Origin of the sequence: Streptomyces sp. NPDC088254 (assembly GCF_044740925.1) — a bacterium.
GTDB lineage: Bacteria > Actinomycetota > Actinomycetes > Streptomycetales > Streptomycetaceae > Streptomyces.
Genome location: NZ_JBIURQ010000002.1, coordinates 423,241 through 436,977, shown reverse-complemented (window position 1 = coordinate 436,977; position 13,737 = coordinate 423,241). Strand labels below are relative to the sequence as shown.

11 protein-coding genes are annotated in these 13,737 nt (G+C 71.0%); 6 read left to right on the top strand and 5 right to left on the bottom strand.

All coding sequences use genetic code 11. The features are described from left to right. Window positions 1-5 precede the first annotated feature (5 nt). Entirely contained in the window at window positions 6-989 is a 984-nt protein-coding gene (locus ACIOC0_RS08805) for an NAD(P)H-quinone oxidoreductase (RefSeq protein WP_402153881.1), read from the top strand. 33 nt (window positions 990-1,022) lie between these two features. On the opposite strand, the gene ACIOC0_RS08800 is transcribed toward ACIOC0_RS08805, so the two are convergent. Continuing rightward, window positions 1,023-1,523 carry a hypothetical protein gene (locus tag ACIOC0_RS08800; protein ID WP_402153879.1) on the bottom strand — a complete coding sequence of 167 codons (501 nt, stop codon included), beginning with the start codon at window positions 1,521-1,523 and terminating at the stop codon, window positions 1,023-1,025. Between the two features lie 175 nt (window positions 1,524-1,698). Here ACIOC0_RS08800 and ACIOC0_RS08795 point away from each other — a divergent pair, with 175 nt between their 5' ends. Further along, a complete protein-coding gene (locus tag ACIOC0_RS08795) occupies window positions 1,699-2,247 on the top strand; it encodes a bacterial proteasome activator family protein (protein ID WP_402153877.1) in 549 nt (182 codons plus the stop codon). 132 nt (window positions 2,248-2,379) lie between these two features. On the opposite strand, the gene ACIOC0_RS08790 is transcribed toward ACIOC0_RS08795, so the two are convergent. After that, on the bottom strand, window positions 2,380-4,032 hold the full coding sequence (locus ACIOC0_RS08790) for a protein kinase (protein ID WP_402153875.1): 1,653 nt from the start codon (window positions 4,030-4,032) through the stop codon (window positions 2,380-2,382). A 344-nt stretch (window positions 4,033-4,376) separates the two neighbouring features. On the opposite strand from ACIOC0_RS08790, the gene ACIOC0_RS08785 reads away from it, so the two are divergent. The 4 genes from ACIOC0_RS08785 (at window position 4,377) to ACIOC0_RS08770 (ending at window position 10,280) form a co-directional block, all read left to right on the top strand. Beyond that, window positions 4,377-5,981, top strand: coding sequence for a protein kinase (locus ACIOC0_RS08785; protein ID WP_402153873.1), 1,605 nt, complete (start codon window positions 4,377-4,379; stop codon window positions 5,979-5,981). Window positions 5,982-6,591: 610 nt separating this feature from the next. Then, window positions 6,592-7,863 (top strand): pyruvate dehydrogenase (acetyl-transferring) E1 component subunit alpha, encoded by a 1,272-nt coding sequence (gene pdhA, locus ACIOC0_RS08780; RefSeq protein ID WP_351089987.1) that lies wholly within the window; start codon window positions 6,592-6,594, stop codon window positions 7,861-7,863. A 1-nt stretch (window position 7,864) separates the two neighbouring features. Further along, entirely contained in the window at window positions 7,865-8,842 is a 978-nt protein-coding gene (locus tag ACIOC0_RS08775) for an alpha-ketoacid dehydrogenase subunit beta (RefSeq protein WP_402153871.1), read from the top strand. Window positions 8,843-8,852: 10 nt separating this feature from the next. Beyond that, window positions 8,853-10,280: a dihydrolipoamide acetyltransferase family protein gene (locus ACIOC0_RS08770; protein ID WP_402153869.1), complete on the top strand. Its 1,428-nt coding sequence runs from the start codon at window positions 8,853-8,855 to the stop codon at window positions 10,278-10,280. A 78-nt stretch (window positions 10,281-10,358) separates the two neighbouring features. Here ACIOC0_RS08770 and ACIOC0_RS08765 read toward each other — a convergent pair whose 3' ends face one another. The 3 genes from ACIOC0_RS08765 to ACIOC0_RS08755 all read right to left on the bottom strand — a co-directional run bounded on the left by ACIOC0_RS08765 (window position 10,359) and on the right by ACIOC0_RS08755 (window position 13,608). Further along, on the bottom strand, window positions 10,359-11,444 hold the full coding sequence (locus tag ACIOC0_RS08765; RefSeq protein WP_402154364.1) for a BRO family protein: 1,086 nt from the start codon (window positions 11,442-11,444) through the stop codon (window positions 10,359-10,361). A gap of 146 nt (window positions 11,445-11,590) precedes the next feature. Next, window positions 11,591-12,949 (bottom strand): nitrate/nitrite transporter, encoded by a 1,359-nt coding sequence (locus ACIOC0_RS08760; RefSeq protein ID WP_402153867.1) that lies wholly within the window; start codon window positions 12,947-12,949, stop codon window positions 11,591-11,593. Continuing rightward, the gene (locus tag ACIOC0_RS08755; RefSeq protein WP_402153865.1) at window positions 12,946-13,608 is read right to left on the bottom strand and encodes a GntR family transcriptional regulator; all 663 of its coding nucleotides are present in this window, start codon (window positions 13,606-13,608) and stop codon (window positions 12,946-12,948) included. The genes ACIOC0_RS08760 and ACIOC0_RS08755 overlap by 4 nt, the downstream gene beginning before the upstream one ends. Between the last annotated feature and the right edge of the window lie 129 nt (window positions 13,609-13,737).

The following is a 13,737-nucleotide window of genomic DNA, read 5'->3' as shown; positions in this document are numbered from 1 at the left end:
CTCTCATGTATGCGATCACGATTCCCGAACCTGGTGGTCCCGAGGCGCTGGTGTGGGACGAGGTCCCCGATCCCGTGCCCGGCGAGGGCGAGGTCCTGGTCGAGGTGGCGGCCAGCGCCGTCAACCGTGCCGACATCCTGCAGCGGCAGGGCTTCTACAACCCGCCGCCCGGCGCGTCGCCGTACCCCGGCCTCGAGTGCTCCGGCCGTGTCGCCGCCCTGGGCCCGGACGTCTCCGGCTGGGCCGTGGGCGACGAGGTGTGCGCCCTGCTCGCGGGCGGGGGCTACGCCGAGAAGGTGGCCGTCCCGGCGGGGCAGCTGCTGCCCGTGCCCGACGGGGTCGACCTGCGGACGGCCGCCGCGCTTCCCGAGGTGACCTGCACCGTCTGGTCGAACGTCTTCATGATCGCTCATCTGCGCCCGGGCGAGACGCTGCTCGTGCACGGCGGCTCCAGCGGCATCGGCACCATGGCCGTCCAGCTGGCCAAGGCCGTCGGAGCGAAGGCAGCCGTCACGGCGGGCACCCCGGAGAAGCTGGAGCGGTGCGCCGAGCTGGGCGCGGACATCCTGATCAACTACCGCGAGCAGGACTTCGTGGAAGAGATCGAGAAGGCCACGGGCGGTGCGGGCGCCGACGTCATCCTCGACAACATGGGCGCGAAGTATCTGGAGCGCAATGTCCAGGCCCTCGCCGTCAACGGCCGCCTCGCGATCATCGGCATGCAGGGCGGCGCCAAGGGCGAGCTGAACATCGGCGCGCTGCTCACCAAGCGCGCCGCGATCAGCGCGACCTCGCTGCGGGCCCGCCCGCTGGAGGAGAAGGCGACGATCGTCGCGGCGGTCCGCGAGCACGTGTGGCCGCTGCTGGCCGCAGGGGGCGTCCGCCCCGTGGTGGACCGCGCGCTCCCGATGAGCGACGCGGCTGCCGCCCACCGGATCGTCGAGGAGAGCGGCCACATCGGCAAGGTGCTGCTCACCGTCTCCCGCTAGGCAGAAGCCTCGCGGACCGGGTGGCTCGGTGTCTCAGCCGCGGCGCAGGCGCAGGCCGAAGAAGGCGAGACCGCAGCCGAGCCCGATGAGGAGCAGTCCGCTGCCGAGCGGCAGGATGCGCAGCATGCGCCCGACGGGCTGATCCTGGGCGCCGGCGGCCTGAGGCGAGGCCGACGGCACGAACCCCGCCTCTCGGGGCGGGTGCACAGCGCCGTCGGGCTCCTCGGTCCGGTCGCCCTCGCCGTCGCCCTCCTCGTCCTGCGCGCCGTCCGGGTCGGCGTACCCGTCCTCGTCCCCCGGGCCGGTCCCCAGGCTCCGACCGGGCCGCACGCGGCCTTCTCCGGCCCGGCTGCCGGCCCGGTCGGGTGCGCTGGGAGACGCCGAGGGCGAGCCGGTCGCCGTCACGGAGACGTACGCCGAGCGGCTCCCGTACGTGGATCCCGCCGCGTGCGCCGCGCAGCCGCCGTACAGCGACCCGCCGGCCGCGAGCAGCGCGGCCCCCGCTGTGCACAACCCCCGTCGCCATGGAGTCACGATCGTGACCCCCTCCCGGTGTTCAAGCCGCCAGAAAAGTAGCCACAACACTCACATATCCACACACAAGACGCATGGTGGACTGCTCCGAACGGAGACGGAACGGAAACGGTGGATCAGCCGTCTCCGGGGGCACCACGGTGATGAGGTGTGCCGGTGCGAGAGAATGGACCGCATGGAGATGCCGAGGAACGATAGGTCGTCGGAGAACGCTCAGAGGATCCTGGTCGTGGGTCAGGACGGGATGGCGCTCGGCGGCGCCCACACGGACGACGACTCCCGTGAGATCCCGGTGACGGAGCAGGTCGAGCAGCCGGCGAAGGTCATGCGGATCGGCAGCATGATCAAGCAGCTTCTCGAGGAGGTGCGCGTGGCGCCTCTGGACGAGGCCAGCCGCGCCCGGCTGAAGGAGATCCACGCCAGCTCGGTGAAGGAGCTGGAGGACGGCCTGGCGCCGGAGCTCGTGGAGGAACTGGAGCGGCTCTCCCTGCCGTTCAACGAGGACGCCACCCCGAGCGACGCCGAACTGCGGATCGCACAGGCCCAGTTGGTCGGCTGGCTGGAGGGCCTCTTCCACGGCATCCAGACCACGCTGTTCGCCCAGCAGATGGCAGCGCGGGCGCAGTTGGAGCAGATGCGCCGCGCGCTGCCGCCGGGCCTGAGTGGCAACGAGGGCGGCGACGACCCGCGCACGGGCGGCCGCTCAGGCGGCCCGTACTTGTAGGACCGTATCCGTATCCGCAGGACAAAGGCAGGACAAAGGCAGGACACACAGAGCAGGACAAACGGCAGGACACAGCAGGGCCCGGCGCACCGGCGCCGGGCCCTCATCGTGTCGACACCCGCGGGGTCCGCGTCAGGAGGGAGGGTTCCCCGAGGACACGCTCAGCTCGATCTCGGGCATGTTGGCCGGGTCGACGTCCGTCCCCGCGGAGGGGAACTGGTCCATGACCGCGCCCTCGCCGTAGGTGTTCTCGTCGACCGTCTTGATCTTGATCTTCCAGCCGGCGGCCTGGAAGCACTCCTTGACCGACTTGACGTACTTGAACTGGAAGTCCGGCACCCTGATCTTGTCGGGGTCGTTGTAGGACTCCTGCGGCTCGGAGCACTCGGACGGGTCGATCGTCTTGGAGGTGTCGGGACCGCGGTGGTCGGCCGCCTTCGTCGGTGAGGCCGAGACGCTGGAGCCGCCCGTACCCTCTTTGCCGGTCGTGGGGTCGTCGCTGTCGCCGTTCGTCGCCAGGCTGCCGATCAGGGAGCCCGCGACCACCAGGGCGACGATCGTCGAACCGATGACCACGCCCTTGCCGCCCTTGCGGCCGCCGCCCGCGCCCACGGCCGTCGGGTGCTGCGGGGCGATGTTGTACGCGGGCGGGGTGTGCGGCCCCTGCTGGTGGGCGCCGTAGGGCGGGGCGGGCGTCCGGTAGCCGCCCTGCTGCGGGTAGCCGTACGACGGCGGGGGCGTCGAGGGCGTGCCGTACGGGTTGGGCGTCGGGACCGGCTGGTACGGCGTCTGGACGTTGCCCACGGGCGGCTGCGGGGTCTGGCCGACCGGCGGGAACACCGCCGAGCCGACGCCCGAGCCGCTCTGGGCGGGCGTGCCCGCGACGATGCTCGGCGGGGCGGCCTGGAAGGAGGCCGCGACGCGCAGGCACTCGTCGCGCATGGCGACGGCGGTGGGGAAACGGTCGTTGGGGTTCTTCTTCAGCGCGCGGGCGACGAGCGCGTCGACGGCCGGCGGCAGCGCCCGGTTGATGGAGGAGGGGGCCACCGGCTCCTCCTGCACATGCGCGTAGGCGATCGCCAGCGGTGAGTCCGCGTCGAACGGAAGCCGCCCGGTGACCAGTTGGAACAGCATGATGCCGACGGAGTACAGGTCGGAGCGGGCGTCCACGCCACGGCCGAGGGCCTGCTCGGGCGAGAGGTACTGCGGGGTGCCGACGACCATGCCGGTCTGCGTCATGGAGGTGACGCCGGACTGCATGGCGCGCGCGATGCCGAAGTCCATCACCTTGACGACGCCGCGCTTGGTCATCATCACGTTGCCGGGCTTGATGTCGCGGTGGACCAGCCCCATCTCGTGGCTGATCTCCAGGGCGGCCAGCACGTCCGCGGTGACCTTCAGCGCCTTGTCGGCGGGCATCGCTCCCTGTCGCCGCACGTCCTCGTCGAGCACGGAGCCGAGCGGGCGGCCCTCGACGTACTCCATGACGATGTAGGGCGTGGTCAGGCCGTCGAGGTCGTCCTCGCCGGTGTCGAAGACGGAGACGATGTTGGTGTGCGTGAGCTTGGCCACTGCCTGGGCCTCGCGGCGGAAGCGCTCACGGAAGGCCTGTTCGCGACCGAGTTCGGTGTGCAGTGTCTTGATCGCGACCTGGCGGTCGAGCACGGAGTCGTAGGCGAGATGCACCGAGGCCATGCCGCCCTCGCCGAGCAAGTCGCGCAGCTGATAGCGGCCGCCGGCGAGCGCCCGCCCCGCGTACCGGCCCTGTGCGCCGTCCTGGCTCATCTTCTGCGTCCCCCGTAAGGCCCCTGGGCGCCCTGCTCGCCGTGGCTCACTGTTGATCGAAAGTGCTATTCCCGGCCAAGTCTGCCCGAGGGCACTGACACGTCAAGCTCGGTGCCCGTTCCGTGACCGTACGCGAAAGAAGCGTCGCGCAAGCGTTACAGCGGACGTACGCCCGGTACACGCAATTTGCACGTGGGTACGGAAAGCAGGTTTGATGACCGGTCCGTCTCCGGTCGACGGCAGGGCTCATCCCGGACCGGCGGCTTGCGCTGAGGCTGTAGCGTGGCCGACGGAGACCGTAACAACACCGCGCGCACCGCGGGCAGAAACGACGGCGAGGACTGATGGCACAGCAGCAGCGCGCCCAGGGCCCGTCCGACCCCGAGGCGACTGGCGGCGGTATGTCAGATGCGCCGGAGTTGTGGGGCAACGGCGGACTTGTCGGGGACGGCCGGTACCGGCTGACCGGCAGACTCGGCCGGGGCGGCATGGCGGAAGTGTTCGCAGCCGAGGACGTGCGCCTCGGGCGCACCGTCGCCGTGAAGCTGCTGCGCGCCGACCTCGCCGAGGACCCGGTGTCCAAGGCGCGCTTCACGCGCGAGGCCCAGTCGGTGGCCGGATTGAACCACCACGCGATCGTCGCCGTGTACGACTCCGGCGAGGACGTGGTGGGCGGCCAGAGCGTGCCGTACATCGTGATGGAGCTGGTCGAGGGCCGGACCATCCGCGACCTGCTGCTCAACGCCGAGGCGCCGGGCCCCGAGCAGGCCCTGATCATCGTCTCCGGCGTCCTGGAGGCGCTGGCGTACTCGCACCAGCACGGCATCGTGCACCGCGACATCAAGCCGGCCAACGTCATCATCACGCACAACGGCGCGGTGAAGGTGATGGACTTCGGCATCGCCCGCGCCCTGCACGGCGCGTCCACGACGATGACGCAGACCGGCATGGTCATGGGCACGCCGCAGTACCTCTCCCCGGAGCAGGCGCTCGGCAAGGCCGTCGACCACCGCTCCGACCTGTACGCCACCGGCTGCCTGCTGTACGAACTGCTCGCGCTGCGCCCGCCGTTCACCGGTGAGACGCCGCTCTCGGTGGTCTACCAGCATGTGCAGGACATCCCGGTGCCGCCGTCGCGGAGTTCGGACGGCGCGTGCCCGCCGGAGCTCGACGGCCTCGTCATGCGTTCCCTCGCCAAGGAGCCCGACGACCGTTTCCAGACCGCGGAGGAGATGCGCGGCACGGTCCAGTACGCCCTGCAGATGCTGTACGACCAGGGCGGCCACACCGGCACCTGGAACACCGGCCCGGTCGACGCCGCGGCCGGCGCGGGCGCCGCGGCGGCCTTCGCGAGCACCACGGTGATGGCGCCCGGCGGCGGAGGCCCCAGCACCTCGCAGATCCCCCAGCCGATCCTGCCCCAGGGGTACGGCAACGGCGACGAAGGCGGCTTCGAGGGACACGGCAACAGGGGCAGCGGCCGCGGCAAGTTGTGGATCCTCGCCGTCCTCGCGGTGATCGCGATCGCCGGCGGCGTGGCCCTGGCGCTGAACAACACCGGCACCAAGGGCGGCGGCGGAAAGACCACGCAGTCGCCGTCCGCCTCGCAGTCCCCTCCTCAGCAGTCGCCCAGCGCGTCGCAGAGCGAGGAACAGAGCGAGGAGCCGAGCACCGATCCCACGGAGAACGACAACGGCTCCGACGGAGGGTCTTACTGGACGCCGTCGCGGCAGCCGTCGTTCACGCCGTCCCAGCCCGAGACCAGTGACCCGTCGCCGGAGCCGTCGAAGACGGTGACGAGCGACCCGGCGAGCCCGGAGCCGTCGAACCCGCCGACCACCGACCCCGGCACCGCCGACGGCGGGACCGGCGACGCCAGCGGCGGTGCGGACGGCGGGGCCACCGAAGGCACGGTCCAGGGCGCCACCACCCTCGGCGCCGGCGGCTGACCGGGCTCGGCTCGCCACCTCACTCCTCGTCCTCACGCGCGCGTGGGGCCCTGAACCGCCAGGGCCTCACGCGCGCGTGGCGGTTCCGGCCCCGAAGGGTTCTGAGCTGCGCCTTGTCGCAGAGCGTCACGGAGTATCCCGAGCGGTCCCCGGCGGTCGGGTTCACGGCCACAGGGGCCGCCGACCCGCGCGCGGGGGGCGCGCGTCTGCTTCCGTGCGCCCGCGCGCGTCGCCACGTCCGTGCGCGCGCCCGGCCGAAAAGCTGAATTCCTCCTTGTCGCGTCCCGGGCGGGACTCGCACGCGAACTCTTCCCGCAGCCTGGGTGCGCGGGATAACGTGCCGTTGCTCCGGCCTCCTGCGAGGCTGTGACCAGGGTCCTTCCCGACTTTGCCGATTTTACTTGGATATCCAAGCAAAAACGCAGGTCAGGAGGGGTTTCACAGAAATGTGTCGCACTGGGTAACGTGAGGCTTGCAGGGCGCTCGCCGGGGCAACCTGTCACGCCTGTTCCGGCCGAGTGGCACCCACCCCGTGCCCGGGTGCCGGAATGCAGGTGAGCCGCACTGGCCACCCGGCAACCCCGGGGGCCGGACCGACGGAGGAGCACACGTGACCGTGGAGAGCACTGCCGCGCGCAAGCCGCGACGCAGCGCCGGAAGCAAGGCCGGCGCCACCGGCACCGAGGCGGCGGGCGCCCCCCGCGCCGCGGCGGCCAAGGCCACCGGCACCAAGCGCACCACCCGTACCACCCGCACCACCGCCGGCCGGGGCGCCGAGCCCGAGCTCGTGCAGTTGCTGACGCCCGAGGGCAAGCGCGTCAAGAACGCCGAGTACGACCCGTACGTCGCCGGCATCACCCCCGAGCGCCTCCGCGGTCTCTACCGCGACATGGTCCTCACCCGGCGCTTCGACGCCGAGGCCACCTCCCTGCAGCGCCAGGGCGAGCTGGGCCTGTGGGCCTCGCTGCTCGGCCAGGAGGCCGCCCAGATCGGCTCCGGCCGGGCCCTGCGCGACGACGACTACGTCTTCCCCACCTACCGCGAGCACGGCGTCGCCTGGTGCCGCGGCGTCGACCCGACCAACCTGCTCGGCATGTTCCGCGGCGTGAACAACGGCGGCTGGGACCCCAACGGCAACAACTTCCACCTCTACACGATCGTCATCGGCTCCCAGACGCTGCACGCGACGGGCTACGCGATGGGCGTGGCCAAGGACGGCGCGGACAGCGCGGTCATCGCCTACTTCGGCGACGGCGCCTCCAGCCAGGGAGACGTCGCCGAATCGTTCACCTTCTCCGCGGTCTACAACGCCCCCGTCGTGTTCTTCTGCCAGAACAACCAGTGGGCGATCTCCGAGCCGACCGAGAAGCAGACCCGCGTCCCGCTCTACCAGCGCGCCCAGGGCTTCGGCTTCCCGGGCGTCCGCGTCGACGGCAACGACGTCCTGGCCTGCCTCGCGGTCACCGAGTGGGCCCTGGAGCGGGCCCGCCGCGGCGAGGGCCCCACCCTCATCGAGGCGTACACGTACCGTATGGGCGCCCACACCACCTCCGACGACCCCACCCGCTACCGCCACGACGACGAGCGGGCCGCCTGGGAGGCGAAGGACCCGATCCTGCGTCTGCGCCGGCACCTCGAGGCCTCGAACCACACGGACGAGGGATTCTTCGCGGAACTCGAGGCCGAGAGCGAGGCGTTGGGCAGGCGAGTGCGCGAAGCCGTCCGCGCCATGCCGGACCCGGACCACTTCGCCATCTTCGAGAACGTGTACGCGGACGGGCACGCGCTCGTCGACGAGGAGAGGGCCCAGTTCGCCGCCTACCAGGCGTCGTTCGCGACTGAGTCCGACAACGGCTTCGCCGCGGGCGAGGGGGGAAACTGACATGGCGGAGAAGATGGCCCTGGCCAAGGCGATCAACGAGTCGCTGCGCAAGGCCCTCGAAGAGGACCCCAAGGTCCTGGTGATGGGAGAGGACGTCGGCAAGCTCGGCGGCGTCTTCCGGGTGACGGACGGACTGCAGAAGGACTTCGGGGAGTCCCGTGTCATCGACACCCCCCTCGCCGAGTCCGGCATCGTCGGCACCGCCATCGGCCTGGCCCTGCGCGGCTACCGCCCGGTGGTGGAGATCCAGTTCGACGGCTTCGTCTTCCCGGCCTACGACCAGATCGTCACCCAGCTGGCCAAGATGCACGCCCGCTCCCTGGGCAAGGTCAAGCTGCCGGTCGTCGTCCGCATCCCCTACGGCGGCGGCATCGGCGCGGTCGAGCACCACTCCGAGTCCCCCGAGGCGCTCTTCGCGCATGTCTCGGGACTGAAGATCGTCTCCCCGTCGAACGCCGGCGACGCCTACTGGATGATGCAGCAGGCCATCCAGAGCGACGACCCGGTGATCTTCTTCGAGCCCAAGCGGCGCTACTGGGACAAGGGCGAGGTCGACCCCGAGGCCATCCCCGGCCCGCTGCACAAGGCGCGCGTGGTGCGCGAGGGCTCCGACCTGACGCTGGTCGCCTACGGGCCGATGGTCAAGCTCTGCCAGGAGGTCGCCGACGCGGCCGCCGAGGAGGGCAGGAACCTGGAGGTCCTGGACCTGCGCTCGGTCTCCCCGCTGGACTTCGACGCCGTCCAGGCCTCCGTGGAGAAGACCCGTCGTCTGGTCGTCGTCCACGAGGCGCCGGTGTTCTTCGGCTCGGGCGCGGAGATCGCCGCCCGGATCACCGAACGCTGCTTCTACCACCTGGAGGCCCCGGTGCTCCGGGTCGGCGGCTACCACGCCCCGTACCCGCCGGCGCGCCTGGAGGAGGAGTACCTGCCGGGTCTGGACCGGGTGCTCGACGCCGTCGACCGTGCCCTGGCGTACTGAGGAGAGGGTCGTGACGACGATGACGGAAGCGTCCGTACGCGAGTTCAAGATGCCCGACGTGGGCGAGGGACTCACCGAGGCCGAGATCCTCAAGTGGTACGTCCAGCCCGGGGACACGGTGACGGACGGTCAGGTGGTGTGCGAGGTCGAGACGGCCAAGGCCGCCGTCGAACTGCCCATCCCCTACGACGGCGTGGTCCGCGAGCTGCACTTCCCCGAGGGCACCACGGTCGACGTGGGCATGTCGATCATCGCGGTCGACGTGTCCGGCGGCGCCGCGCCCGCGCAGGCCCCGGCGCCGACCGATGCCCCTGCCCGGGACGAGGCTCCGGCCCAGGCCCCGGAGAAGCCGGCCGAGGCCGAGCCGGAAGGCGGCTCCGGCCGTCAGCCGGTGCTCGTCGGATACGGCGTGGCCGCGTCCTCCACCAAGCGACGCCCGCGCAAGTCCCCGGCAGCCGCCGCCGTACAGGCGGAGCTGAACGGCCACGGCAGCACGCCCGCGGCCGTGAAGGAACGCCCGCTGGCGAAGCCGCCGGTGCGCAAGCTGGCCAAGGACCTCGGGGTGGACCTCACGACGGTGGTCCCGTCCGGCCCGGACGGCATCATCACCCGCGAGGACGTCCACGCGGCGGCGGCCCCCGCCCAGGCGGCCCCTCCACAGCCGGCGCCCGTCCCCGAGCAGGTCACCGCGGCGCCGCCCGCCCCCCAGGCCGTGACAGCGGCGTCGTTCGACACCGCGCGCGAGACCCGTATCCCGGTCAAGGGCGTCCGCAAGGCCACCGCGCAGGCCATGGTGGGCTCGGCGTTCACCGCGCCGCACGTCACGGAGTTCGTGACGGTCGACGTGACGCGCACGATGAAGCTCGTCGAGGAGCTCAAGCAGGACAAGGACATGCAGGGCCTGCGGGTCAACCCGCTCCTGCTGATCGCCAAGGCCCTGCTGGTCGCCATCAAGCGCAACCCGGAGGTCAACGCGTCCTGGGACGAGGCGGCGCAGGAGATCGTGGTCAAGCACTACGTCAACCTGGGCATCGCCGCGGCCACCCCGCGCGGGCTGATCGTCCCGAACGTCAAGGACGCGCACGCCAAGACGCTCCCGCAACTGGCCGAGTCCCTGGGCGAGCTGGTCGCGACGGCGAGGGAGGGCAAGACGTCCCCCGCCGCCATGCAGGGCGGCACGGTGACCATCACCAACGTCGGCGTCTTCGGCGTCGACACCGGCACGCCGATCCTCAACCCCGGCGAGTCCGCGATCCTCGCGGTCGGCGCGATCAAGCCCCAGCCGTGGGTGCACAAGGGCAAGGTGAAGCCCCGCCAGGTCACCACGTTGGCGCTGAGCTTCGACCACCGTCTGGTGGACGGCGAGCTGGGCTCCAAGGTGCTCGCCGACGTGGCGGCCGTCCTGGAGCAGCCGAAGAGGCTGATCACCTGGGCCTGACGGCTTGAGAGCGGTAAGTTGAGACACGAAGGGACGGCCGCAACTCTGGATTGCGGCCGCCCCTTCCCTCTATTCCGTTCAGGGACGCTTGAGCACGTACACCGGCTCCCCGTCCGTACTGCCGCCCATGGAGTGGATGCAGGCGTGCTTGCGCAGCAGACGCAGGCATTCGTTGACCCGCTGGACCGGGAGTCCGGTGCGGGCCGCGATCGACGCGAGCGGCTGACGCAGCTCACCGTGCTCGACCAGAACCGGCGCGATCACCACCGCGACCGCCCACACGTCCGAGGTCACGGACAGCCGCTGCCGCCAGTCGGCCAGTACGGCCTCGGTGGTCGGGTGCGCGGAAAGCGCGGCGATCGGCGCCGGACGGTCCAGCGACAGCACGTCGAGCCGGTTGGCGATGCGTTCCATGGCCTGCGCGATGATCTGCTGCGCGACGAGCCCGGCTCGCTGCAGATCCAGCATCTCCCGCTGGACGACGAGGGTTTCCCGGTGCATGCCGAGGGTCTCCCGCTGCACTTCCAGGGTTTCCCGCTGGACGACGAGGGTTTCCCGCTGCATGTCCAGCGCTTCGCGCTGCGTGGCGAGCAACTCCTTCTGCACCGCGAGTGATTCGCGCTGCGTCGCCGCGAGGTCCTCGTCCAGCTGGAGGTTGTGCGCCTCCAGCCGGACGATGGCCTCCGCGACCTGCTCGGGCATGGCGTACGCGATCGGCGCGCCCGGGCCGAGAGGCTGTACCTCGGCCTCCTGCAGCGTGTAGGAACCCTCTCGCTGCACGGTCTCGATCACCTCGGCGACCCACTGCTTGAAGGGAGCGCAGGCGGGCTTGGTGCAGGCGTTGACGAGCAGCACGAGACCTTGCAGAGACAACACATTCAGGTCTCGGCGCCACTCTCTACCTGCGGGAATGCTGAGACCGTAACCTCCAGTTAGGGTCTCGAGAATCTCTCGCTGGCCTTCCGGGACATGGTCGGCGAGAGCCTTCTGCGTGTTGGTGTGCCCCAGTCGCTTGCAGACGTCCACCGCCGGGAACCAGTGCGTCCCGTCGGGCATCGTCAGCCTCCGGACGCGTGCTCCGGTGGCCGCGTAGACGAAGTCGCTGACATCGATCGCGTCGTGCTGTGCCCGGGGCCCGGGCTGGTGCTTGCTGGGTTCGATCATGTGAACCACCTCCGACGCGGACCGTAGGGTGGAGCAAATCGAATATGCCAGCACAAGTCGGGATGTTCACGATTGCGAGGGAAGTCCGCCGGTTCCGCTGCGCGAGACGGTCGGCCTCTGCAACCGGCGCGGTCCCGCAATCCCGTCTACACGGGAACGTGCACCGAGGACACCCGGCTCGCGACCAGGCGTTCCCGTTCCCGGCGGGCCGCGCGTGAGCGCAATCGCAGGATCTGGCTGACGCCCAGCGCCTGGAGGACGAAGACGGAGGAGAAGGCCACGGTGTAGTCGTTGCCGGTCGCGTCCAGCAGCACGCCGACCGCGAACAGCGTCGTCATGGAGGCCACGAAGCCGCCCATGTTGGTGATGCCGGACGCCGTGCCCTGCCGCTCGGGCGGGTTGGCCGGTCGGGCGAAGTCGAAGCCGATCATCGACGCCGGCCCGCACGCCCCCAGCACCGCGCACAGCGCGACCAGCAGCCACATCGGGGCGTGCGCGCCGGGCCAGGCCAGCGTCGCGGCCCACAGCAGCGAGGTCGTCCCGACGGTGCCGAGCGCCAGCGGCAGCCGGGCCCCGTGGTGCCGGGCGACGACCTGTCCGTACACGAGGCCGACGGCCATGTTGGACAGCACGACCAGGGTGAGCAGTTCACCGGCCGCGGCCTGGCTGAGCCCCTGTGCCTCGACCAGGAACGGCAGCCCCCACAGCAGCAGGAACACCATCGCCGGGAACTGGGTGGTGAAGTGGACCCACAGTCCGAGCCGCGTGCCGGGCTCCCGCCAGGACGCGGCGATCTGCCGTCGGACGTACGCGGCCCCCTGGTGCGGGAAGGGCTCGGGCTCGTACCCCTCGGGGTGGTCCTTCAGGAACAGCACCAGCAGCACGAGGACCACGACCCCGGCGAGCGCGCTGCCCGCGAACGCGGCCGTCCAGCCGACGCCGTGCAGCAGCCGGGCGAGCACCAGCGTGGAGACGAGGTTGCCGGCCATGCCCACCAGTCCCGCGAACTGGGCGACCAGCGGTCCGCGCCGGGCCGGGAACCAGCGGGTGCCCAGCCGCAGCACGCTGATGAACGTCATCGCGTCGCCGCAGCCGAGCAGCGCCCGCGAGGCGAGCGCCATGCCGTACGACGGTGAGAATGCGAACCCGAGTTGTCCCGCCGTGAACAGCACGACGCCGATGCCGAGCACTTTCTTGGTGCCGAGCCGGTCCACGAGCAGCCCGACCGGTATCTGCATCCCCGCGTACACCAGCAGTTGGAGGATGGAGAAGGTGGACAAGGCCGAGGCGTTCACGTCGAAGCGGTCGGCGGCGTCCAGGCCCGCGACACCCAGCGAGGTGCGGAAGATGACGGCGACGAAGTAGACGCAGACGCCGATCCCCCACACGGCGACGGCGCGACGGCCGCCCGGCGGGTCACCTGGGAGGGTGAAGTCGCTCCCCCGACCGCACGGCTTCCCCGACCCGCCGGAGTGCTCGCGGTCCCCGGGCTTCTCGGCCCTCATCGGAGCTCCCCACGGGCCAGGTGCGAGAACCAGCCGACGTGCCGGTGCACGAGCCGGACGGCGTCCTCGGCGTCGCCGGCGCGCAGCGCCCGCAGGATCTCCTCGTGCTCGACGAGGGTCTTGGCGACCCGGTCGGGGTGGGAGTGCAGGACGGCGACGCCCATCCGAAGCTGCCGGTCGCGGAGTTGGTCGTAGAGCCGGGAGAGGATCTCGTTGCCGCCGCTGCGGACTATCTCGGCGTGGAAGCAGCGGTCGGTGACGGCGGCGCCGGCCAGGTCACCGGCGGCGGCCTGCGCCTTCTGCAGTTCGAGCAACTCCTCCAGGCGGGCGAGGAGTCCGGCGGGGGCGGGGACGGCCTTGCGGGCCGCGTGCTCCTCGACCAGCATCCGGGTCTCGACGACGTCCGCGATCTCCTGGGCGGACACCGGGAGCACCAGGGCTCCCTTTTTTGGGTAAAGCTTGATCAGTCCCTCCGCCTCCAGCCGCAGCAGCGCCTCACGCACAGGTGTGCGCGAAACGCCGACGGCCTCGGCGAGTTCTCCCTCGGTGAGGAGGGCGCCTCCCTCGTAGCGGCGGTCCAGCACACCCTGTTTGACGTGGGCGTAGACGCGCTCCGTGGCGGGCGGCTGCCTGACGGGGACGGGTGGGGCGGATGGCATGCGGACAGGATAGATACAACGCGTACGCATGAGCAGGAGCAGTCCATCATGCGGACCCTGAGGGTGTGACGGAGAAATCGGTTGCAGCGAAAGCGCAACCATCTGTGCTACTTACGTGTCACACACATG

Bases quoted from the DNA above. Each gene is read 5' to 3' on its own strand.
- ACIOC0_RS08765 (WP_402154364.1), bottom strand. From the start codon at position 11,444: ATGATCGAACCCAGCAAGCACCAGCCCGGGCCCCGGGCACAGCACGAC.
- ACIOC0_RS08755 (WP_402153865.1), bottom strand. From the start codon at position 13,608: ATGCCATCCGCCCCACCCGTCCCCGTCAGGCAGCCGCCCGCCACGGAG.
- ACIOC0_RS08785 (WP_402153873.1), top strand. From the start codon at position 4,377: ATGGCACAGCAGCAGCGCGCCCAGGGCCCGTCCGACCCCGAGGCGACT.
- ACIOC0_RS08795 (WP_402153877.1), top strand. From the start codon at position 1,699: ATGGAGATGCCGAGGAACGATAGGTCGTCGGAGAACGCTCAGAGGATC.
- ACIOC0_RS08760 (WP_402153867.1), bottom strand. From the start codon at position 12,949: ATGAGGGCCGAGAAGCCCGGGGACCGCGAGCACTCCGGCGGGTCGGGG.
- ACIOC0_RS08790 (WP_402153875.1), bottom strand. From the start codon at position 4,032: ATGAGCCAGGACGGCGCACAGGGCCGGTACGCGGGGCGGGCGCTCGCC.
- ACIOC0_RS08805 (WP_402153881.1), top strand. From the start codon at position 6: ATGTATGCGATCACGATTCCCGAACCTGGTGGTCCCGAGGCGCTGGTG.
- ACIOC0_RS08775 (WP_402153871.1), top strand. From the start codon at position 7,865: ATGGCGGAGAAGATGGCCCTGGCCAAGGCGATCAACGAGTCGCTGCGC.